This is a genomic window from Tenacibaculum singaporense (assembly GCF_003867015.1).
Taxonomy (GTDB): domain Bacteria; phylum Bacteroidota; class Bacteroidia; order Flavobacteriales; family Flavobacteriaceae; genus Polaribacter; species Polaribacter singaporensis.
This window is the reverse complement of record NZ_CP032548.1, coordinates 1,374,670-1,396,867: the sequence shown is the minus strand read 5'-3', so window position 1 is coordinate 1,396,867 and position 22,198 is coordinate 1,374,670. Positions and strand designations below refer to the sequence as shown.

Annotated in this window: 20 protein-coding genes and 5 tRNA genes; 1 reads left to right on the top strand and 24 read right to left on the bottom strand. The window is 33.8% G+C overall.

Annotated elements, in window-relative coordinates; all coding sequences use genetic code 11:
• Positions 1–5: 5 nt before the first annotated feature.
• Positions 6–692 (top strand): Crp/Fnr family transcriptional regulator, encoded by a 687-nt coding sequence (locus D6T69_RS06445; RefSeq protein WP_125066967.1) that lies wholly within the window; start codon positions 6–8, stop codon positions 690–692.
• A gap of 56 nt (positions 693–748) precedes the next feature.
• Here the strand turns inward: D6T69_RS06445 and D6T69_RS06440 are convergent, their stop codons facing one another.
• From D6T69_RS06440 to D6T69_RS16080, 24 genes are all read right to left on the bottom strand, one after another.
• Positions 749–1,060 (bottom strand): DUF3467 domain-containing protein, encoded by a 312-nt coding sequence (locus D6T69_RS06440; RefSeq protein WP_047790111.1) that lies wholly within the window; start codon positions 1,058–1,060, stop codon positions 749–751.
• Between the two features lie 89 nt (positions 1,061–1,149).
• The gene (rpoC, locus tag D6T69_RS06435; protein ID WP_125066966.1) at positions 1,150–5,424 is read right to left on the bottom strand and encodes a DNA-directed RNA polymerase subunit beta'; all 4,275 of its coding nucleotides are present in this window, start codon (positions 5,422–5,424) and stop codon (positions 1,150–1,152) included.
• Positions 5,425–5,522: 98 nt separating this feature from the next.
• Entirely contained in the window at positions 5,523–9,332 is a 3,810-nt protein-coding gene (gene rpoB / locus D6T69_RS06430; protein ID WP_125066965.1) for a DNA-directed RNA polymerase subunit beta, read from the bottom strand.
• 238 nt (positions 9,333–9,570) lie between these two features.
• Entirely contained in the window at positions 9,571–9,945 is a 375-nt protein-coding gene (gene rplL / locus D6T69_RS06425) for a 50S ribosomal protein L7/L12 (protein WP_099214076.1), read from the bottom strand.
• 50 nt (positions 9,946–9,995) lie between these two features.
• Complete coding sequence (rplJ, locus tag D6T69_RS06420; protein WP_047790107.1) at positions 9,996–10,514, bottom strand: 50S ribosomal protein L10; 519 nt, start codon at positions 10,512–10,514, stop codon at positions 9,996–9,998.
• 21 nt (positions 10,515–10,535) lie between these two features.
• Complete coding sequence (rplA, locus tag D6T69_RS06415) at positions 10,536–11,225, bottom strand: 50S ribosomal protein L1 (RefSeq protein ID WP_047790106.1); 690 nt, start codon at positions 11,223–11,225, stop codon at positions 10,536–10,538.
• 20 nt (positions 11,226–11,245) lie between these two features.
• Positions 11,246–11,683, bottom strand: a complete 438-nt coding sequence (rplK, locus tag D6T69_RS06410) for a 50S ribosomal protein L11 (RefSeq protein ID WP_047790105.1) — start codon at positions 11,681–11,683, stop codon at positions 11,246–11,248.
• A gap of 64 nt (positions 11,684–11,747) precedes the next feature.
• Positions 11,748–12,296: a transcription termination/antitermination protein NusG gene (gene nusG / locus D6T69_RS06405; protein WP_047790161.1), complete on the bottom strand. Its 549-nt coding sequence runs from the start codon at positions 12,294–12,296 to the stop codon at positions 11,748–11,750.
• A gap of 2 nt (positions 12,297–12,298) precedes the next feature.
• On the bottom strand, positions 12,299–12,490 hold the full coding sequence (gene secE / locus D6T69_RS06400; protein ID WP_047790104.1) for a preprotein translocase subunit SecE: 192 nt from the start codon (positions 12,488–12,490) through the stop codon (positions 12,299–12,301).
• Between the two features lie 54 nt (positions 12,491–12,544).
• A tRNA-Trp gene (locus D6T69_RS06395) sits at positions 12,545–12,617 on the bottom strand.
• A 60-nt stretch (positions 12,618–12,677) separates the two neighbouring features.
• Complete coding sequence (gene tuf, locus D6T69_RS06390; protein WP_125066964.1) at positions 12,678–13,865, bottom strand: elongation factor Tu; 1,188 nt, start codon at positions 13,863–13,865, stop codon at positions 12,678–12,680.
• A 75-nt stretch (positions 13,866–13,940) separates the two neighbouring features.
• Positions 13,941–14,013: transfer RNA gene (locus D6T69_RS06385), tRNA-Thr, on the bottom strand.
• 11 nt (positions 14,014–14,024) lie between these two features.
• A tRNA-Gly gene (locus D6T69_RS06380) sits at positions 14,025–14,097 on the bottom strand.
• Positions 14,098–14,119: 22 nt separating this feature from the next.
• Positions 14,120–14,202, bottom strand: a tRNA-Tyr gene (locus tag D6T69_RS06375).
• A gap of 43 nt (positions 14,203–14,245) precedes the next feature.
• A tRNA-Thr gene (locus tag D6T69_RS06370) sits at positions 14,246–14,319 on the bottom strand.
• Positions 14,320–14,416: 97 nt separating this feature from the next.
• The gene (hpf, locus tag D6T69_RS06365; protein ID WP_125066963.1) at positions 14,417–14,725 is read right to left on the bottom strand and encodes a ribosome hibernation-promoting factor, HPF/YfiA family; all 309 of its coding nucleotides are present in this window, start codon (positions 14,723–14,725) and stop codon (positions 14,417–14,419) included.
• 14 nt (positions 14,726–14,739) lie between these two features.
• Positions 14,740–15,627: a tyrosine-type recombinase/integrase gene (locus D6T69_RS06360; RefSeq protein ID WP_125066962.1), complete on the bottom strand. Its 888-nt coding sequence runs from the start codon at positions 15,625–15,627 to the stop codon at positions 14,740–14,742.
• Between the two features lie 83 nt (positions 15,628–15,710).
• Positions 15,711–15,908, bottom strand: a complete 198-nt coding sequence (rpsU, locus tag D6T69_RS06355; protein ID WP_028892869.1) for a 30S ribosomal protein S21 — start codon at positions 15,906–15,908, stop codon at positions 15,711–15,713.
• Positions 15,909–16,179: 271 nt separating this feature from the next.
• On the bottom strand, positions 16,180–17,346 hold the full coding sequence (locus tag D6T69_RS06350) for an acyl-CoA dehydrogenase family protein (protein ID WP_125066961.1): 1,167 nt from the start codon (positions 17,344–17,346) through the stop codon (positions 16,180–16,182).
• Between the two features lie 31 nt (positions 17,347–17,377).
• Positions 17,378–18,277, bottom strand: a complete 900-nt coding sequence (locus tag D6T69_RS06345) for a helix-hairpin-helix domain-containing protein (protein WP_125066960.1) — start codon at positions 18,275–18,277, stop codon at positions 17,378–17,380.
• A gap of 12 nt (positions 18,278–18,289) precedes the next feature.
• Positions 18,290–19,981, bottom strand: coding sequence for an alanine/glycine:cation symporter family protein (locus tag D6T69_RS06340; protein ID WP_125066959.1), 1,692 nt, complete (start codon positions 19,979–19,981; stop codon positions 18,290–18,292).
• Positions 19,982–20,066: 85 nt separating this feature from the next.
• Positions 20,067–20,966, bottom strand: coding sequence for an SDR family oxidoreductase (locus D6T69_RS06335; RefSeq protein WP_125066958.1), 900 nt, complete (start codon positions 20,964–20,966; stop codon positions 20,067–20,069).
• Complete coding sequence (locus tag D6T69_RS06330; protein ID WP_125066957.1) at positions 20,966–21,970, bottom strand: potassium channel family protein; 1,005 nt, start codon at positions 21,968–21,970, stop codon at positions 20,966–20,968. Before D6T69_RS06330 ends, D6T69_RS06335 begins: the two co-directional genes overlap by 1 nt.
• Entirely contained in the window at positions 21,967–22,194 is a 228-nt protein-coding gene (locus D6T69_RS16080; RefSeq protein WP_099214064.1) for a PspC family transcriptional regulator, read from the bottom strand. Before D6T69_RS16080 ends, D6T69_RS06330 begins: the two co-directional genes overlap by 4 nt.
• Positions 22,195–22,198: the final 4 nt, after the last annotated feature.

Here is a 22,198-nt window from a genome sequence, read left to right as displayed (position 1 = left end):
TATTTATGAGCAAGTGTGAGCAGTGTATCATTCGAGAATTTAATTCTTTAAAGGCTTTAACTAAAGAAGAATTGATAAGAATTACAGGATGTAAAACCTCTAAAAAAATAAAAAAAGGAGAAGTTCTTTTTGATGAAGGTGAATACATTAATGGTGTTTTTTGTGTTAAAGACGGTGTTTGTAAAGTGTCTAAAATGAGTGATAATGGTAGAGACCAAATTATTCACTTAATAAGAAAAGGTGATATTTTAGGTGAGCGTAGTTTGATTAATAATGAAGCTTCCAATTTAAAAGCTATTGCTGTTAATGACATGGAAGTTTGCTTTATTCCTAAAGAAGAAATTATTAGAGATTTAGAAAACAACTCTAACTTTTCTATGGACATTCTAAAGAAAATGGCCAATTCTTTAAAGAAAGCAGATGATGTTATTGTTGATATGGCTCAAAAAACCGTAAAGCAACGTTTGGCAGCAACTCTACTACTTTTGGATGCTAAGTTTGATAAAAATGAAAATGGCTCTATAAATATTAATTTATCAAGAGAAGATATCGCTAATATTATAGGTACAGCAACTGAAAGTGCTATTCGTTTGCTTTCAGAGTTTAAAAAGAAAAAACTAATTGATTTAAAAGGTAAAGAAATCTATATAACTGATATAAAAGCTTTAAAAGAGCTTTCGGAAGGTTTTTAAAACTTAGAAATATTATTATAAATAAAAAAATCGTCTAAATAGACGATTTTTTTATTTTAAGCTTCCCCGGTAGTTCCTCCAAAATTCATTGGAATTGGTGGTTGCTCATAATCTTTTATTTCTCCATGTGCTTGTTCAAACTTACGAATATTATCAGCTAATGCTTTTGACAAACGTTTAGCATGTTGTGGAGTTAATATAATTCTTGATTTTACTTTTGCCTTAGGAACTCCTGGCATAATATTAATAAAATCTACTATAAACTCAGAAACTGAATGATTTATAATAGCTAAATTACTATACGTTCCTTCTGCTATTTCTTGATCTAACTCTATATTTAATTGCGGTTCTTTCTTGTTATCTTCCATAATGAAGCCTTAGTTTTATTTATTTAAAAAATAAGGGTTTAGAGTTCTAAGAACTCTAAACCCTTCATGTTATTTATAAACTTAAGTTTTTATAAACTTTGTTCAATCTCATCCTTAGGTCCAACTACTATATCTTCGTAAGCTCTCATTCCTGTACCTGCTGGTATACGTTTACCAACAATTACATTTTCTTTTAATCCTTCTAAGGTATCAATTTTACCATTTACAGCGGCTTCATTTAATACTTTAGTTGTTTCCTGGAATGATGCAGCTGAGATAAATGACTTCGTTTGTAACGATGCTCTTGTAATACCTTGCAATACTTGCTCAGCTGTTGCTGGTTGAGCATCACGTGCTACTACTAAGTTTTTATCTTCTCTACGTAATAAAGAGTTTTCATCTCTTAATTGACGAGCTGAAACTATTTGTCCTGGTTTCAAGTTAGCAGAATCTCCTGAGTCTTCAACTACTTTCATTCCGTAAATAGCGTCATTTTCTTTGATGAAGTCCGTTTTATGAACTAATTGATTTTCTAAGAATAAAGTATCTCCTGAATCAATAATTCTAACTTTACGCATCATTTGACGTACTACTACTTCGAAATGCTTGTCGTTAATTTTTACCCCTTGTAAACGGTATACTTCTTGGATCTCGTTTACTAAATATTCTTGAACTGCTGAAGGTCCTTTGATATTTAAGATATCAATAGGAGTGATAGCTCCATCAGATAATGGCATTCCTGCTTTGATAAAGTCGTTTTCTTGAACTAAGATTTGATTAGATAACTTAATTAAGTATTTCTTAATCTCTCCAGTCTTAGATTCGATAATAATTTCACGGTTACCACGCTTAATCTTACCAAATGACACAACTCCATCAATTTGTGCTACTACAGCTGGGTTAGAAGGGTTACGCGCTTCGAATAACTCAGTTACACGTGGTAAACCTCCTGTAATATCTCCTGCTTTACCAGACTTACGAGGAATCTTAACTAATGTTTTACCTGACTCTACTTTATCTCCATCATTTACCATTAAGTGTGCTCCTACTGGTAAACTGTACGAACGTAATGCATTACCGTCAGCATCTTCAATAATTAAAGAAGGAATAATCTTCTTATTCTTAGAATCTGTAATTACCTTTTCTTGGAAACCTGTTTGTTCATCAATTTCTACAGAATAGTTAATTCCTTGCTCTAAGTTATCAAACTTAACTTTTCCTCCGAACTCAGAAACAATAACTCCGTTAAATGGATCCCATTGACATACTGCATCTCCTTTCTTAATTGTCTTTCTATCTTTATCAAAGATGATAGAACCGTAAGGAATAATGTTAGTACTTAATACAATTCCAGTTTTCTTATCAGTAATTTTAATTTCTGCAGTACGAGAAATTACGATATCTACTTCTTCGCCTGCTGAATCTTTACCTTTTACAGTACGTAAGTCATCAATTGTTACAGAACCGTCGAATTTAGCGATTAACTTATTGTCTTCAGAAATGTTTCCTGCTACCCCACCAACGTGGAATGTACGTAATGTTAACTGTGTACCTGGTTCTCCAATAGACTGTGCAGCAATTACACCAACTGCTTCACCTCTTTGAACTTTTTGACCTGTTGATAAACTTTGTCCGTAACATTTCTCACAAATTCCTCTTTCAGATTCACATGTTAATGCTGAACGAACTTCAACTTTATCTACGCCTGATGCTTCAATTTTGTCAGCTAAAATTGGAGTAATCAACTCTCCTGCTTCAACTAATAATTCATCTGTAGTTGGAGCATAAACATCATATAATGCTGTACGTCCTGAAATTCTTTCACTTAAAGGTTCAACGATTTCATCGTTTTTCTTTAAGGCAGAAACTTCTAATCCTCTTAATGTACCACAATCTTCTTCGTTTACGATAACATCTTGAGATACGTCTACTAAACGACGTGTTAAATATCCTGCATCGGCTGTTTTTAATGCGGTATCGGCAAGTCCTTTACGTGCACCGTGCGTGGAGATAAAGTATTCTAAAATTGATAACCCTTCTTTAAAGTTCGATAAAATTGGGTTTTCAATAATTTCTCCACCTCCTGCGGTCGATTTTTTAGGTTTTGCCATTAATCCACGCATACCAGTTAACTGACGAATCTGCTCTTTCGATCCACGTGCTCCAGAATCTAACATCATAAATACTGAGTTAAACCCTTGCTGGTCTTCACGTAAACGCTTCATTGATAATTCAGTTAATCGGTTGTTGGTAGATCCCCAAACATCAATTACCTGATTATAACGTTCTTTTTGCGTTAACATACCCATGTTATAATTCATAACAATTCCATCCACTTCTTCGTTCGCTTCAGCAATCATGGTATGTTTTTCTTCCGGAATAATGATATCTCCTAATGAGAAAGATAAACCACCTTGGAAGGCAAATTTATACCCCATTCCTTTGATATCATCTAAGAACTTACCTATTGATGGAATATCTGTTACTTTTAGGATATTACCAATAATTCCACGTAATGATTTCTTTGTTAATACCTCATTAATATACCCTGCTTGTTCAGGTACCACTTCGTTAAATAATACTCTACCAACAGTAGTTTCTATTAATTGAGTTACTAACTCACCATTCTCGTTAAAGTCTTTAGTTCTTACTTTTATTCCAGCATTTAAGTCTACTTGCTCCTCATTATAAGCAATAGTTACTTCTTCTGGAGAATAGAAAGTTAACCCTTCACCTTTAATAGGTACTTCTGGAGTTGACTTTCTTTCTTTTGTCATATAATATAACCCTAAAACCATATCCTGAGATGGTACCGTAATTGGTGCTCCATTTGCAGGGTTTAAAACATTATGAGAAGCTAACATTAATAACTGTGCTTCTAAAATTGCTTCTGGTCCTAATGGTAAGTGAACCGCCATTTGATCCCCATCAAAATCGGCATTAAATGCCGTACATACTAATGGGTGTAAACGAATTGCCTTTCCTTCAATTAATTTTGGTTGGAAAGCTTGAATACCTAAACGGTGTAAGGTAGGGGCACGGTTTAATAAAACAGGGTGTCCTTTAATTACATTTTCTAAGATATCCCAAACAACTGGTTCTTTTCTGTCAATTATTTTCTTTGCAGATTTAACTGTCTTAACAATTCCTCTTTCGATTAACTTACGAATAACGAAAGGTTTGTATAATTCAGCTGCCATATCTTTTGGCAATCCACATTCGTATAATTTTAATTCTGGTCCAACAACAATTACCGAACGTGCAGAGTAATCAACACGTTTACCTAATAAGTTTTGACGGAAACGTCCTTGCTTACCTTTTAAACTATCAGATAATGATTTTAATGGTCTGTTAGACTCTGTTTTTACAGCTGATGATTTACGTGTATTATCAAATAATGAATCTACTGATTCTTGTAACATACGTTTTTCATTACGTAAAATTACTTCTGGTGCTTTAATTTCCATTAATCGTTTTAAACGATTGTTACGGATAATTACACGACGATATAAATCATTTAAGTCAGAAGTAGCAAAACGACCTCCATCTAATGGTACTAATGGACGTAATTCTGGTGGAATAACCGGAATTACCTTCATAATCATCCATTCTGGATTGTTTTCTCTATTTTTTTGAGAATCTCTGAATGCTTCTACAACATTTAGACGCTTTAATGCTTCATTTTTACGTTGCTTAGAAGTTTCAGTGTTTGCTTTATGACGCAATTGGTATGATAACTCATCTAAATCGATTCTTTCTAATAAATCAATTAAACACTCTGCACCCATTTTAGCGATAAACTTATTAGGGTCAGAATCTTCTAAATACATATTTTCTTGTGGAAGCTCATCTACGATATCTAAGTATTCTTCCTCAGTTAAGAAGTCCATTTTTTGTAATGGTTCTCCTTCGGCATTCTTAGCAATACCTGGTTGAATTACTACGTAACGTTCGTAGTAAATAATCATATCTAACTTCTTAGATGGTAACCCTAAAAGGTACCCCATTTTGTTAGGTAATGATCTAAAGTACCAAATATGTGCAACTGGTACTACTAAGTTAATATGACCTACTCTATCTCTACGTACTTTTTTCTCAGTAACTTCAACACCACAACGGTCACAAACGATACCTTTATATCGAATTCTTTTATATTTACCACACGCACACTCATAGTCTTTTACAGGACCAAAGATACGCTCACAAAACAATCCATCTCTTTCTGGTTTGTGTGTACGGTAGTTTATAGTTTCTGGTTTTAACACCTCTCCTTTAGAAGCCTCTAAAATAGACTCAGGTGATGCTAAACCTATTGAAATTTTGTTAAACTTCTTAACAGTGTATTTTTCGTTTTTTCTTGCCATGATAATGGATTCGAATTAAAAATAAATGTCTTATAATAAGACTGATATTGAAAAAATGATTTGCCTCAGAGCTTACACTCTGAGACATTTCACTGTGATTATTCTTCTAATTTAACGTCTAATCCTAAACCTTTAAGTTCGTGCATTAATACGTTAAATGATTCTGGTAAACCTGGTTCTGGCATTGCTTCTCCTTTAACGATAGACTCGTAAGTTTTTGCTCTACCTAATACATCATCAGACTTAACAGTTAAGATTTCTCGTAAGATACTTGATGCACCATATGCTTCAAGTGCCCATACCTCCATCTCACCAAAACGCTGACCTCCAAACTGAGCTTTACCTCCTAATGGTTGCTGAGTAATTAATGAGTAAGGTCCAATAGAACGCGCGTGCATCTTATCTTCAATCATGTGACCTAACTTAATCATATAAATTACTCCTACCGTTGCAGGCTGATCGAAACGTTTACCAGTACCTCCATCATATAAATATGTGTGTCCGTAACGTGGTATTCCTGCTTCATCAGTTAAAGCATTGATTTGATCAATTTTTGCACCATCAAAAATAGGTGTCGCATATTTTTGACCTAATTTTTGACCTGCCCATCCAAGAACAGTTTCATAAATCTGACCAATGTTCATACGAGATGGTACCCCTAATGGGTTTAATACGATATCTACTGGTGTTCCGTCTTCTAAGAAAGGCATATCTTCTTGACGTACAATACGTGCAACAATACCTTTGTTTCCGTGACGTCCTGCCATCTTATCCCCTACTTTTAACTTACGCTTCTTAGCTACGTAAATTTTAGCAAGTTTTAAGATTCCCGCTGGTAATTCGTCTCCTACAGAAATTGTGAATTTCTCACGACGTAAAACTCCTTGTAAATCGTTTACTTTAATCTTGTAATTGTGAACTAATTCTACAACTAATTGATTTAAGTCTTTATCAGTAGTCCAAGTTCCACTTAAATGTGTAAAGTCTTCTACAGAGTTTAACATTTTTTGTGTGAACTTTTTACCTTTTGGCAATACTTCTTCTCCTAAGTCGTTATACACTCCTTGAGAAGTTTTTCCTGATACTAAGTTGAATAATTTTTCAACTAAAACATCTTTTAATTCCTCAAACTTAGACACATAAGATGCTTCTAAAGCTGCTATTGCTTCTTTATCACGAGCACGCTTATTCTTATCTTTTACTGCGCGTTTGAATAATTTTTTATTAATTACAACTCCTCTTAATGATGGAGACGCTTTTAATGATGCATCTTTTACATCTCCTGCTTTATCACCAAAGATAGCACGTAATAACTTTTCTTCTGGAGTAGGATCAGATTCTCCTTTTGGTGTAATTTTACCAATTAAGATATCACCAGGATTTACTTCTGCTCCAATACGAATCATTCCATTTTCATCTAAGTCTTTTGTAGCCTCTTCAGAAACATTAGGAATATCGTTTGTTAATTCTTCAGCTCCTAACTTAGTATCACGAACATCTAACGAATATTCATCAATGTGGATAGAAGTAAAGATATCTTCACGAACAACTTTTTCAGAAATCACAATCGCATCCTCAAAGTTATACCCTTTCCAAGGCATAAAGGCTACTTTCATGTTTCTACCTAAAGCTAATTCTCCTTTTTGTGTTGCATATCCTTCACAAAGTACTTGTCCTTCTTCAACTCTATCACCTACTTTTACAATTGGTTTTAAGTTAATGTTTGTACCTTGGTTGGTTTTTCTAAACTTAATTAAGTCGTAAGATTTTTCATCAGAATCAAAGCTTACCATGCGCTCTTCTTCAGTTCTATCGTACTTAATTGTAATTTTGTTAGCATCTACATACTCAACAACTCCAGCTCCTTCAGCATTGATTAAGATACGAGAGTCTTTTGCTACTCTACGCTCTAAACCAGTACCTACGATTGGAGATTCTGGACGTAATAATGGAACGGCTTGACGCATCATGTTTGATCCCATCAATGCACGGTTCGCATCATCGTGTTCTAAGAAAGGAATTAACGATGCTGAAATCGAAGCAATTTGGTTTGGAGCAACGTCCATGTAGTTAATTGCTTCAGGGCTTTCAACAGGGAAATCACCTTCCTCACGTGCAATTACTCTATCTCTTTCTATCTTACCATCTTCTGCTATTGGTAAGTTAGATTGAGCAATCTTCATTCCTTCTTCCTCTTCTGCACTCAAATAAATAGGCTCTTCTCCTAAAACACTTCCTTCTTCTACTTTCTTATATGGTGTTTCAATGAATCCCATATTGTTTACTTTAGCATAAACAGCTAAAGAAGAAATAAGTCCAATGTTTGGTCCTTCAGGTGTTTCAATCGGACATAAACGACCATAGTGCGTATAGTGAACGTCACGAACCTCGAAACCTGCTCTTTCACGTGATAAACCTCCAGGTCCTAATGCCGATAAACGACGCTTATGAGTAATCTCTGCTAATGGATTTGTTTGATCCATAAATTGAGATAACTGGTTGGTACCAAAGAAAGAGTTAATTACTGAAGATAACGTCTTAGCGTTAATTAAGTCGATTGGAGTAAATACTTCATTATCACGAACATTCATTCTTTCACGAATAGTACGTGCCATACGAGCTAAACCTACACCAAATTGACCTGCTAATTGCTCACCAACAGTTCTAACACGACGGTTAGATAAGTGATCGATATCATCTACTTCTGCTTTTGAATTGATTAACTCAATTAAATACTTAATAATAGTAATGATATCGTTTTTCGTTAATACTTTTTGATCTAAATCTTCATCTAAACCAAGTTTAGTATTCATTCTAAAACGTCCTACTTCTCCTAAACTATAACGTTGTTCTGAGAAGAATAATTTTTCAATAATTCCTCTTGCAGTTTCCTCGTCTGGCGGTTCAGCATTACGTAATTGTCTATATACATGCTCTACAGCCTCTTTTTCTGAGTTTGTAGGATCTTTTTGTAATGTATTGTGAATGATGGCATAATCTGCTTGCTGGTTATCTTCTTTGTGTAATAACACAGTTTTAGCACCCGCTTCAATTATTTCATCAATATGTTCTTTTTCTATAATAGTATCACGGTCGAAAATAATTTCGTTACGCTCAATAGAGACAACTTCTCCTGTATCTTCATCTACGAAATCTTCATGCCAGGTTTTTAATACTCTTGCTGCTAATTTACGCCCTAATACTTTCTTTAATCCAGCTTTAGAAACTTTTACTTCTTCAGCTAAATCAAAGATCTCTAAAATATCTTTATCTCTTTCAAAACCTATGGCTCTGAATAACGTTGTTACTGGTAATTTTTTCTTTCTATCAATATAAGCATACATTACTTGATTGATATCGGTAGCAAATTCAATCCAAGAACCTTTGAATGGAATTACTCTTGCAGAGTATAACTTGGTTCCATTAGCGTGGAAAGATTGCCCAAAGAATACACCTGGTGAACGGTGTAATTGTGACACTACAACTCTTTCTGCACCATTAATAATAAAGGTACCAGAGTTTGTCATATAAGGAATTGTACCTAAATACACATCTTGAACGATTGTTTCGAAATCTTCGTGTTCTGGGTCAGTACAATATAATTTTAAACGTGCTTTTAGAGGTACACTGTGAGTTAATCCACGCTCGATACATTCTTGAATGCTATATCTTGGTGGATCTACAAAGTAGTCTAAAAATTCTAATACAAATTGATTACGTGTATCTGTAATCGGGAAGTTATCCATGAAAGTTTTATACAAACCTTCTTCTCCTCGCTCTTCAGCTTTAGTTTGCAATTGGAAGAAATCTTGGAAAGATTTTACCTGAATATCTAGAAAATCCGGATAATCAGCTCCTAACTGCGATGACGCGAAGTTAATTCTTTCAGTAGTATTTGTCGTTGCCAAAAGAGATGCTATTTTTAATTAAAAATATTATTTTTGAAACTTAATTGTTTCAATACTGCAATTTTAATTGCCTTTACTGATTAAAAATCAGCACTTTATAATCGTAAAATCACAATTAAAAAAATTGTGAAAAATAAAGAACGAATATATACACAAAATGGTTTAGGCCTAAAAACATGAGTTTTTAGTACCTAAACCTTAATTGTTTTTTCCCGTTTTTATAATTCGGGAGTATAGCTTACTTAAGCTCTACCTCAGCTCCTGCTTCTTCTAAAGACTTCTTAAGACCTTCTGCCTCATCTTTAGATACAGCTTCTTTAATTGGTGCTGGTGCGCTATCTACAATACCTTTAGCTTCTTTTAATCCTAATCCAGTTAATTCTTTAACTAATTTTACAACTGCTAATTTAGAACCTCCTGCTGCTTTTAAGATTACATCAAACTCAGTTTTTTCTTCTGCTGCATCTCCACCACCTGCTGCTGGTCCTGCTACTGCTACTGCTGCTGCTGCTGGCTCAATACCATACTCTTCTTTTAAAATATCAGCTAATTCATTAACTTCTTTTACTGTTAAGTTAACTAATTGTTCTGCGAAATCTTTTAAATCTGCCATTTTAATTGTTTTTTAAAAATTTTATTTATTTAGTTTATTAGTGCGCGAAATTATTTTTCTGATAATGTCTTTAAGATACCTGATAACTTACCACCACCTGACTGTAATGCTGAAACAACATTCTTAGCAGGAGATTGTAATAAGGTAATAATATCTCCAATAAGTTCTTCTCTAGATTTGATGTTTACAAGAGCGTCTAATTGGTCATCTCCAATATAAACTGCCTCTTCTACATACGCTCCTTTTAATAAAGGACGATCTTTTGATTTTTTTCTGAACTCTTTGATAACTTTTGCTGGTGCATTTGCTGCTTCAGCAATTAACATTGAAGTGTTACCTTTTAATACCTCTGGTAATTCTCCGAAATCTTTATCAGAAGCTTCCATTGCTTTTGAAAGCAATGTATTTTTAACAACAGCCAATTGTACGTTCGCTTTAAAACATGCTCTACGTAAGTTAGATGTAGTAGCTGCATCTAAACCAGAAATATCTGCTAAATAGATCGTGCTAGTATCTGCTAATTGTGCTGTTAAATCTTGTATTACTTGTGATTTTTCCTCTCTAGTCATAATTAAAAAGTTTTAACTGCCTTACGATACTGTTTTAACATCTACAGCTACACTAGGACTCATAGTAGAAGACATAAAAATGCTCTTAATATATGTTCCTTTAGCCGCTGTTGGCTTTAATTTAATTAATGTTTGAATTAACTCGTTTGCATTTTCTTCAATCTTTGCAGCATCGAAAGATGCTTTTCCGATTGCAGCGTGTACAATACCAGTTTTATCTACTTTAAAGTCGATTTTACCAGCTTTTACTTCTTGTACTGCTTTTGCAACATCCATAGTTACTGTACCAGTTTTAGGGTTAGGCATTAAACCACGAGGTCCTAATACACGTCCTAAAGGACCTAATTTACCCATAACGCTTGGCATAGTAATAATAACGTCAACATCAGTCCAACCTCCTTTAATTTTTTGAAGGTACTCATCTAATCCAACGTAATCAGCACCAGCTTCTTTAGCTTCTGCTTCTTTATCTGGAGTAACTAATGCTAAAACTTTTACATCTTTACCAGTTCCGTGAGGTAATGTTACAACACCACGAACCATTTGATTAGCTTTACGAGGATCTACTCCTAAACGTACTGCTAAATCTACAGATGCGTCAAACTTTACGTTTGTAATCTCTTTAACTAATGCTGATGCATCTTGTAAGCTATAAACTTTAGAGCTATCTACTTTAGCACGAGCTTCTTTTTGCTTTCTAGTAATTGCCATTTCTAAATATCTTTTAAAGTTTAAGCAGGTGCATCACCTGTTACTGTTAATCCCATAGAACGAGCTGTTCCAGCAATCATTCTCATTGCAGACTCTACTTCAAAGGCATTCATATCTACCATTTTGTCTTCTGCAATTCCACGAATTTGATCCCAAGAAACGCTTGCTACTTTTTTCCTATTAGGTTCTCCTGAACCTTTCTTAATTTTGGCCGCTTCTAATAATTGTACTGCAGCTGGTGGAGTTTTTACAACAAACTCAAATGATTTGTCTGTATAAACTGTAATAACAACAGGTAATACTTTACCTTGTTTGTCCTGTGTACGAGCATTAAACTGCTTACAGAACTCCATGATGTTAACACCGGCAGCACCTAAAGCGGGTCCAACTGGTGGCGACGGATTCGCTGCACCTCCCCTAACTTGTAGTTTAACTAATTTACTTACTTCTTTTGCCATTGTTTAAGATTTAACGATGTGTTTAAATTGGAAGCTTAAACCCATCAAAATATAGGTGTAACAATTATATTTTCTCTACTTGCATATAGTTTAACTCTAATGGTGTTTTTCTTCCGAAAATCTTAACCATTACTTCTAACTTACGCTTTTCTTCATTTACCTTTTCAACAGTTCCATCGAATCCATTGAAAGGTCCATCAATTACTTTTACAGTTTCTCCAACTGAATAAGGAATTGCAATATTTTCGTCTTTAACAGAAAGTTCATCAACTTTCCCTAACATTCTGTTTACTTCTGATTTACGCATTGGTACAGGATCTCCTCCTTTTGTTTCACCTAAAAAACCAATAACACCTGTTACTGATTTAATTACGTGAGGAACTTCCCCTGCTAAATTAGCCTCAACCATTACATAACCAGGAAAGTAAACTCTTTCTCTGTTAATTTTCTTTCCGTTTCTTACTTGAATAACTTTTTCTGTAGGAACAATTACTTGGTTCACAAAATCAGACAACCCATGACGAGCAATCTCAGTCTCGATATAAGTTTTTACCTTATTTTCTTGACCTCCAATAGCTCTAACCACATACCACTTCATCACCGAATCAGCCATCATTAAAACATTTTAAAGAAGTTATCTAATCCTGTTTGAAAAACCTTATCTATCCCCGCCACAGCTAAAGCAAACACAATTGTAAATGCTGCAACTACTACAGTAGACTTTTGAGCTTCTTCACGAGAAATCCAAGTCATATTGGTATTTAATTCTTCAAAAGAATCCTTAATGTATTGTACAAAGTTACTCATATTTTATCCTTTTAACGAGTTGCAGTTTTCACCACAACTCGTTTTAGTTTTTTGCACGGGTTGAGAGGCTCGAACTCCCGACACCTGGTTTTGGAGACCAGTGCTCTACCAACTGAGCTAAACCCGTATTTTAAAGGAGTCCCTCTCTTATAAAAGAGACTCCTTATACTTTATTATTAAACTATAATTAGTCTAAGATTTCAGTTACCTGACCAGCTCCTACTGTTCTACCTCCTTCACGGATTGCGAACTGTAAACCTGTGTTTAATGCGATAGGTTGGATTAAGTCAACAGTAATAGTTAAGTTATCACCTGGCATTACCATTTCAACTCCTTCTGGTAAGTTAATGTTACCTGTTACGTCAGTTGTACGTACGTAGAACTGTGGACGGTAGTTGTTGTGGAATGGAGTGTGACGTCCACCTTCCTCTTTCTTTAAGATATACACCTCAGCTTTGAACTTAGCGTGTGGAGTAATAGAACCTGGCTTACAAATTACCATTCCTCTTTTAATTTGAGTCTTTTCAATACCTCTTAATAAGATACCTGCGTTATCTCCTGCCTCACCTCTATCTAAGATTTGACGGAACATCTCGATACCAGTTACAGTAGATGTTAATTTTTCATCTCCCATACCGATAATCTCAACAGGATCTCCAGTATTAATGATACCAGTTTCGATACGTCCAGTTGCTACTGTACCACGACCTGTAATAGAGAATACATCTTCGATTGGCATTAAGAAATCTTTTTCAGTATCTCTTGGTGGCTCTTCGATCCAAGTATCAACAGCTTCCATTAATTCTAAAACTGTATCAACCCACTTTTGCTCTCCGTTTAATGCACCTAAAGCAGAACCAGCTACAACAGGACCATTATCTCCATCGTATTCATAGAAAGATAATAAATCTCTTACTTCCATTTCTACTAACTCTAATAACTCCTCGTCATCAACCATATCAACTTTGTTTAAGAAAACAACGATACGTGGAATACCAACCTGACGACCTAATAAGATGTGCTCACGAGTTTGTGGCATTGGACCATCTGTAGCAGCTACTACTAAGATAGCACCATCCATTTGTGCAGCACCAGTTACCATGTTCTTTACGTAATCGGCGTGACCTGGACAGTCAACGTGTGCGTAGTGACGGTTAGCTGTTGCATACTCTACGTGAGAAGAGTTAATTGTGATACCTCTTTCTTTTTCTTCTGGAGCGTTATCGATTTGATCAAAAGCTCTCTGCTCAGAAAATCCAGCATCTGCTAATACTTTAGTAATTGCAGCAGTTAAAGTAGTTTTACCGTGATCTACGTGACCAATAGTACCTACGTTTAAGTGCGGTTTCGAACGATCATAAGTTCCTTTTGCCATGATTATTAATTTTAATTCTTAGTTAAATATATTTAGTGTTATTTTTAAACTCTTGTCAAATAAACTCTAAAATAGAGCCAACAACGGGATTTGAACCCGTGACCTCATCCCTACCAAGGATGCGCTCTACCAACTGAGCTATGTCGGCAACGAATTTAGAGCGGGAGACCGGGTTCGAACCGGCGACATTCAGCTTGGAAGGCTGACGCTCTACCAACTGAGCTACTCCCGCAATTTTGCTATTAAGATTTTTGTGGGGAGAGCAGGATTCGAACCTGCGAAGTCGTAAGACAACGGAGTTACAGTCCGTCCCATTTGGCCGCTCTGGAATCTCCCCAAAAATCTTAAATCAAAATTTTAATGAACTTTTGTTCTTTTAGAGCCGATGGAGGGACTCGAACCCACGACCTGCTGATTACAAATCAGCTGCTCTAGCCAGCTGAGCTACATCGGCTTTTGTTATAAAAAAACAATCCGCTATTTCTAACGGACTGCAAATGTAAAAAGTAATTTTTAATTTTTAAAACTTTTTTAATTATTTTTTATCGTTTTTATGACACCAAGGCATCCTTTGATTTTTCTTTTGATTTTTGCAACTGTCTTTTTAAAGATTCAACAGATATACTAATCCCTTCTTCAAAGGTTTTGGTTTGTTTTTTTACGATTAATTCATTTCCAGGTATGTTAATTTTTACTTCAGTTATTTTATTCTCCTTTTCACTCGTTTTTTGCACTTTCAAAAACACTTCTGCATCAACGATCTTATCATGAAACTTTTCTAATCCTCCTACTTTTTTCTCAATGAAATCTATTAGTTTTTGGTCTGCTGAGAAATTTACTGATTGCGTGAATACCTTCATAATTCTTCGATCTTTTAATTTGACCCTCTAGGATGAGTCTTATTATACACTTTTTTTATTTGCTCCAAGCTATTGTGCGTATATACTTGGGTAGAGGCTAAACTTGAATGCCCTAGCAATTCTTTAACCGAATTTAACGACGCACCGTTATTAAGTAAATGTGTCGCAAAAGCATGCCTTAATATATGGGGGCTTTTTTTTGCTTTTGTTGACACCCTACTAAAGTACAAATTTATTATTCGGTAAACAAGGGTTTCATAAATTTTAACGCCTTTTTTAGTCACTAAAAGCACCTCTAAATCTACATCTTCAATCCCTCTTTTTTGTCTTAAATATTCTTGTAAAGTTTTATATACTGATGGTAAGATTGTTACATACCTTTCTTTATTTCTTTTTCCTAATACTTTTATTGTTCTACTAGTATGATCTATATCTTTTTCTTTAACATTTATTAACTCAATCCTTCTCATTCCTGTTGAATACAACATTTCCACAATCAACCTATCTCTTACTGACTCAAAATCTGACCTCTCTTTTATTAGTTTTAAAACTTCTTCTACTTCATTTTGATCAAAGGGAGTTTGTATTTTTTTTTGAACTTTTAGCGCCTTATGATTTGAAAGTGGATTCACTGTTACTTCTCCTATCTTTTGAAGAAATTTATAAAAAGTTTTTAAAGAACTTACCTTTCTATTCACACTTCTATTTGACACATTAGCATTCACCAAGCTAACAATCCATGTTCTAATTTGATTGTAATGAATACTCTCTAAATCCTCCTGATCAAACTCAACCTCACAAAAATCTTTAAACGCTATTAAATCCGTTTTATATGCTTGAATTGTATTTTTTGAATACTTTTTCTCAAATTCTAAATACTCTAAAAAAGCTTCTATTAGCATTACCTATCTTATTTATTAATTGAAGATACAAAAAAAACCTGTATTGATATCAATACAGGTTTTTACACTTTTTAGGATGATTACTATCCTACTTCTTCTTGAGTTCTTAATCTCTGAACGTAAGATGCTTTAATCATTTGAGCTCGTTTTGCTACAGATGGCTTAGTAAACTGCTTTCTGTTACGTAACTGCTTCATCGTTTTTGTACGATCAAATTTACGCTTATAACGTTTTAACGCTCTATCGATATTCTCTCCTTCTTTAACTGGAATGATTAACATATTTTTGCACCTCCTTTCATCGTAGTTTCTATATCTTTAAAAATCGACAACAATCAGTATATCAATTAATTATATTATTTTATTTCATTTTTGGACGGCAAAGATACAAAGTATTCTTTAAAAATACACTATTTTATTTCTTTTTAGTTTAAAAATGAGGCAAATAAAAAAATCCTGCTTTCACAGGATTTTTACTTAAATATTTATCAAGAACCTATAAATAAATTATAAGTATTTCTTATCAATAATCATTTTTACAAAATAAGAGGTATTAAGTTGCTGGCCTATATTCCTTCTTATCTATTACCATTTTTGCAATAATTTCTTTCAATATTTCTGAAGTACCTCCCCCTATCGGTCCTAATCGACTGTCACGTAATAAACGTGCCATTGGATACTCTTCCATATAACCATAACCTCCTAGTAACTGTAAAGCATCGTATATAACCTCATCTGCCATTTTAGTAGACAATAGCTTACTCATACTTGCTTCTTTTACCACATAAATGCCATCATTTAATCGTTTTGCAATGGAATAATTATATTCTCTACACATATCTACTCTACTAGCCATTTCCGCTACTTTATGGCGTAAGGCTTGAAACTTATCTAGTGTTTTTCCAAACGCTTCGCGTTCACTCATATATTGTACTACATAATCAACAGCATATTCCGCACGCGCATGAGCATTGATACCCATTACTAATCTTTCTAAAGCAAAGTGTTGCATTATATATGGAAATCCTTTTCCTTCTTCTCCCATTAAGTTTTCAGCAGGTATTACCACATTATCAAAAGCTATTTCAGCAGTATCTGAAGCTCTCCAACCTAATTTATCTAACTTAGTTGACGATATTCCTGGAGTATCTCTATCAACTATAAAAATACTCATTCCTTTATGTTTATCCTCAGGGTTAGTTTTAGCTGCCACTACTAAGTAATCAGAATATACTCCATTTGTGATAAACGTTTTAGATCCATTAATCACATATGAATCTCCTTTTTTTATTGCTGTAGTACGCATTCCTGCTACATCACTTCCTCCAAAAGGTTCTGTAATACATAAACACCCTATTTTATCTCCTTCTATGCTTGGTGTTAAATATTCATTCTTAATTCGATCATCTCCTTCTTTATTTACATGTGTCATTGCTAAATAAGCATGTGCCCACATATTAGCTGCAAAACCTCCTGAGTTTATTTTTTGTAGTTCTTCTAAAAAAATAACTGTATAAAAAAGATCTAAACCTAATCCTCCATATTCTTCAGGTTGGTTTAAACCAAAGTATCCCATTTCACCGAACTTCTTCCAGATAAAACGCTCTACCGTACCTTCTTTCTCCCATTTATCTATATGAGGAACTACCTCTTTTTGTAAAAAATCTCTAAAACTCTGACGAAAGGCCTCATGCTCTTCGGTAAAGTACATACTATTCATAGTGGTTTGTTTATTAAATTTCGTTGCTTGTTTATTCTGCTTTCAAATATAAGATTATTCTATCGTATTTATTTAACGGAAAATCTTTAATCTTTTTTAATTCTGATATATCTTGTAATTCTGCCACTTCATCTCGGTATTCAAAAATCTTTTTACATAACTCATAATTAATATATGGATTTTTCAACACTTCTTTAAATTTGGCTGTATTTACATTTACTTTTTTAATAATTGGCTTTTTTACTACAGTAAAGATTTGTATAACTTTATCTGCTGTAGCTTTATCTAAACCCCAAACTTCATATAATTGTTTTGAGAATGAATATCCTTGTAACTTCTTTCTATACTTTATAATTCGAGAAGATAACACTTCTCCCACACCACTAATGGTTTCAAAATCTCTTTCAATCGCTTTATTAATATCATTAGTAGAAATTTTATACTCCTTATTATATGTATGTCTTTCTATTAAGTCTGACTCTATTTTACTTTTCTTCTTTTGGCTTTCTTTTTTCACAACCCAATCTGGAAATTTAAAATAAGGAGCTATTCTATTCAATAGACTATCAGATATTTTTGTTACTTGTTTAAAATCTTTAGCCGAGTTAATCCATTTATTTTGTTTTCTATAATTATGTAATCTATCAATTTCCTCTACAGACATCCCTAGTTGATAACCTTTAAAATCTGTTATATAATTTGGATTGAATGGATATCGTTTAGGTTTTCTTTTATCCAATTCAATTCTTTTCAAACTATCAATAGTATTTTGAAAAGCCACTAACTCTTTCTTATTTATGTTCTCTACTTTTTCTGAAGAAAAATCTATGTATACATATATAAGTTGTAAAACAACTATTACAAGTAATAAAAAGAAAACCCCATTTCTTTGGCGTTTATTGTACCAGAAATGGGGCTTAAATATTTTCATTCGTTTTGTTTCTTATTCTTCTACTGCTTCTTTTTTAAGGTTAATAGCATCTAAATATCTTTTTAGTTGCTGTTTAACCACTGGCATCAATAAGTATAAACCTACCATGTTAGGGAATACCATTGCAAAAATCATTGCATCTGAGAAATCCCAAATAGATTTCATACTCGCTGCTGCTCCGATTACCACGAAAGTTAAGAATAAAATTTTATATGTTAAATCTGCTTTTTTTCCTCTACCAAATAAAAATTTCCAAGATTGCAATCCGTAGTACGACCAAGAAATCATTGTAGAAACAGCAAACAATACTACTGCTACTGTTAAGAAGACATTTGAAAAAGGAATATATGCAGCAAATGCTCTTGAAGTGATTCCTGCTCCTTCATAAGCCACACCATCAATAAATACCGATCCTGTACCATCTCCTCCATATTCAAAAGCTCCTCCGAAGTTAAAGATAATGATAACTAAAGCTGTCATTGTACATATTAATACAGTATCGATAAACGGCTCTAATAATGCCACTAAACCTTCTGATGCAGAATATTTTGTTTTCACTGCAGAGTGAGCAATTGAAGCTGACCCTGCTCCTGCTTCGTTTGAAAAAGCTGCTCTTTTAAATCCTACCAATAAAACACCTATAACACCACCAACACCTATTGCTGTAGGATTGAAAGCCTCTGTTATAATTAAAGATATAGCATCATCTATTAAAGAGAAATTTACCCCTAGTATATATAAACATGCTAACAAGTACAACAATGCCATAAAAGGAACTACTTTCTCCGTTACAGAAGCAATCCTTTTAATTCCTCCAATAATTATAATACCCACCAAAATAGCTAATACAACACCTATGATAGCTCCAGCTGCTGTACTTTCCAAACCTAATAATTCTTTAATTACTATTGTTGCTTGGTTAGATTGTGCTGCATTACCACCACCAAAAGATCCTCCGATACAAAACACTGCGAATGCTCCTGCTGCTATTTTACCTAAAGTAGCAAAACCTTTTTCTTTTAATCCTTTAGATAAATAATACATAGGCCCTCCATATACTGTTCCATCTTCTCCTACATCACGATAGTGAACTCCTAAAGTACATTCAACAAACTTTGTAGACATTCCTAGTAAACCACAAATGATCATCCAAAAAGTTGCCCCTGGACCTCCTAAAGCAATTGCTAATGCAACTCCTGCAATATTACCATTCCCTACTGTACCAGAAACCGCTGTTGCTAGCGCCTGGAAGTGAGACACTTCTCCTTCATGACTTTCATCACGGATAGTATCTTTAATATCTCCATCAATTTCTAAATCACTATGTAAACTTTCTACATTTTCTATATGCTCTTCAATATCATCAACCTCATTCATATCTACTCCTTGAGCTATACCATCTTCTCCATATAATAATTGTGCTCCATGTTTTTCGATATCCTCATACTTTCCTCTCACAACATTAATTGCAGTAAAAAAGTGACGAATATTAGGGAATCCAAAATAGAGCGTAAAAAAAGCGGCACTAGCCACTAACAAAATCAATACAAAAGGGGTTCCGAATACAGGAAAGAAAATCACACTACTAAAAAAATCAGAAAAGGGTTTAAACGCTTCATCAATCATTTGATCAATCCCTTTTTCCTGTGCAAATGTTAACATTGGCGTCATTAATAACAGCAATGCAAGTAGTTTTTTGTTCATAATATGTATTAGATTTTTGAATTAGTAGCCCGCAATATCATAAAAAAATGTACTTACAACAAGTTTTCGTTGTTAAATATAGTTTTTACGTTAGTTTTTCTTTAAATTTTTGTAAATCTTCTTGAAATGATTTTGGGTTTAAACCCAGATATTCTCTTGTTTTAGACAAGTCAAAACCTGTTATAGCTGGTCGTTTTGCTGTTTGATTAAGCGTAGCTGTAGAAATTGGTTTTATTAAGCTTTTATCTAACTTAAAAGCCTCTGCTATTTGCTGGGCTATATCGTAAATACTCAACAGTGTATTTGATGATACATTAAAGATTCCTAAAGCTTTTTTATCTATTGATAGCTTACATGCAAGTGCTAAATCTTCTGCATAGGTTGGCATGCGAAACTGGTCGTTTACTATTGTAATTTCTTTCCTTTCTTCCAACATTTGTTTTACCCACAACACTATATTGCTACGAGACATATCATATACTTTTCCGTAAACTAATATGGTGCGTAAAATAGTATAATCTATCGTAGATCTTGTTAAAATTTCTTCTGATTTCAGCTTTGAAACCCCATAATAACTTAATGGGTTAGCTGTATCGGTCTCTTTATACGGGCCCGCTTTACCATCAAATATAAAATCGGTTGAAATATGTATTAAATGAGTTTTATGCTCTTCAGAATAGTTTTTCAAACACCTAACTACATCTACATTTAATTTATCACAAACTTTCTTGTTGGTTTCGCAAGCATCAACATTTGTCATTGCCGCCGTATTAACAATAACTTCAGGCTTGTACTCCGAAAGTTTATCATAAAACAAAGCTTCGTCTGTAATATCAATTGAAACATAATCGAAATCACTTCTTCCACTTCTATTTTCCCCTCTTGAAAAACCTATAACTTGATACTTTTCTTTCTCCTCTAATAATAGATTTACTAGAGTTTGCCCCAGTAAACCATTGCTTCCAGTTACAACGACTTTCTTCATTAAAAAATTCTTCTAAGCGTTTCTATTTGTTCTGGCCGACCTAAAACGATTAAATTACCTCCTGCTTCTAATTTTACAGACGCTTCTGGATTGATAATATAGTCTTTATCTGGAGTACGATATCCTATCACTGTACATCCAGTTTTTCTCCTTAAATCTAAGTCTAAAATTGTCTTGTCAATATATTTTTCAGGTAAACCATTAATAGCTACTTCTTCTAAATTTGCAGTAGTTTCTCCTTCTATAGTTAATCTATCAACAAACTCTATAACATCTGGAGTAACCACTAAAGAAGCCATATGTGAACCACCTAACTTATCTGGCATTATCACATTATCTGCTCCTGCAATTTTTAATTTACTATACGAGGTTTCTTTTGATGCTCTACTAATTATTTTACAATCTTTATTTAATTGTTTTGCTGTTAACACTACAAACAAGTTATCAGCATCAGACGGCAAAGCAATTATTAAGTTTTTAGCACTCATAATACCGGCTCTTAGTAGTGTTTCATCAAGCGTTGCATCTCCTTGAATAGTTAACACTCCTTTTTCATCCAACTGTCTTGCTATTCCTTCAAATTTTTCAACGACCACTATCTGCTTCTTGTAATTTTTTAATTTTGAAATAGCTTGCTTACCATTTCTTCCATAACCACATACAATAGTATGTCCTTCTAATTGTTCTATTTGTTTTTGCACTTTTTTTACTTTTAGTTGATGAAAAAATTGCCCGCTGATTAAATATTCAGAAAATGAAGATACCGCATAACCAAAAATAAACAAACTAGATATTATTAACCCAATAGTAAATAGCTTTTCTCCTGTACCAAACGGATGCACTTCTCCGAAACCAATAGTGCTAATGGTTATAATTGTCATATATAAAGCATCTATAAAAGAATACTCAAAAAACAACATATAACCTAACACTCCTATTGAAACAATCAGTACAGAATAAGTTATAGCTTTATATAATCTTGATTTAAATACGGTGTTTATCATAAATCAAAAACAGAAGTTCTTTTTGTATAAATCATATCTTTTAAACGCAGTAAAAACGCCATGGTTAAATACAAGCCGAAAGACAAACCTACTGTTACAAACGATATGTATATAAAAAACAGCCGTACATTGGTAGCTCGCATACCTAAACGGTCTGCAAATCTAGATGATACATTAAAACCATGTCGTTCAAAAAAATGTCGTACAGAATGGATGAATTTCATTACA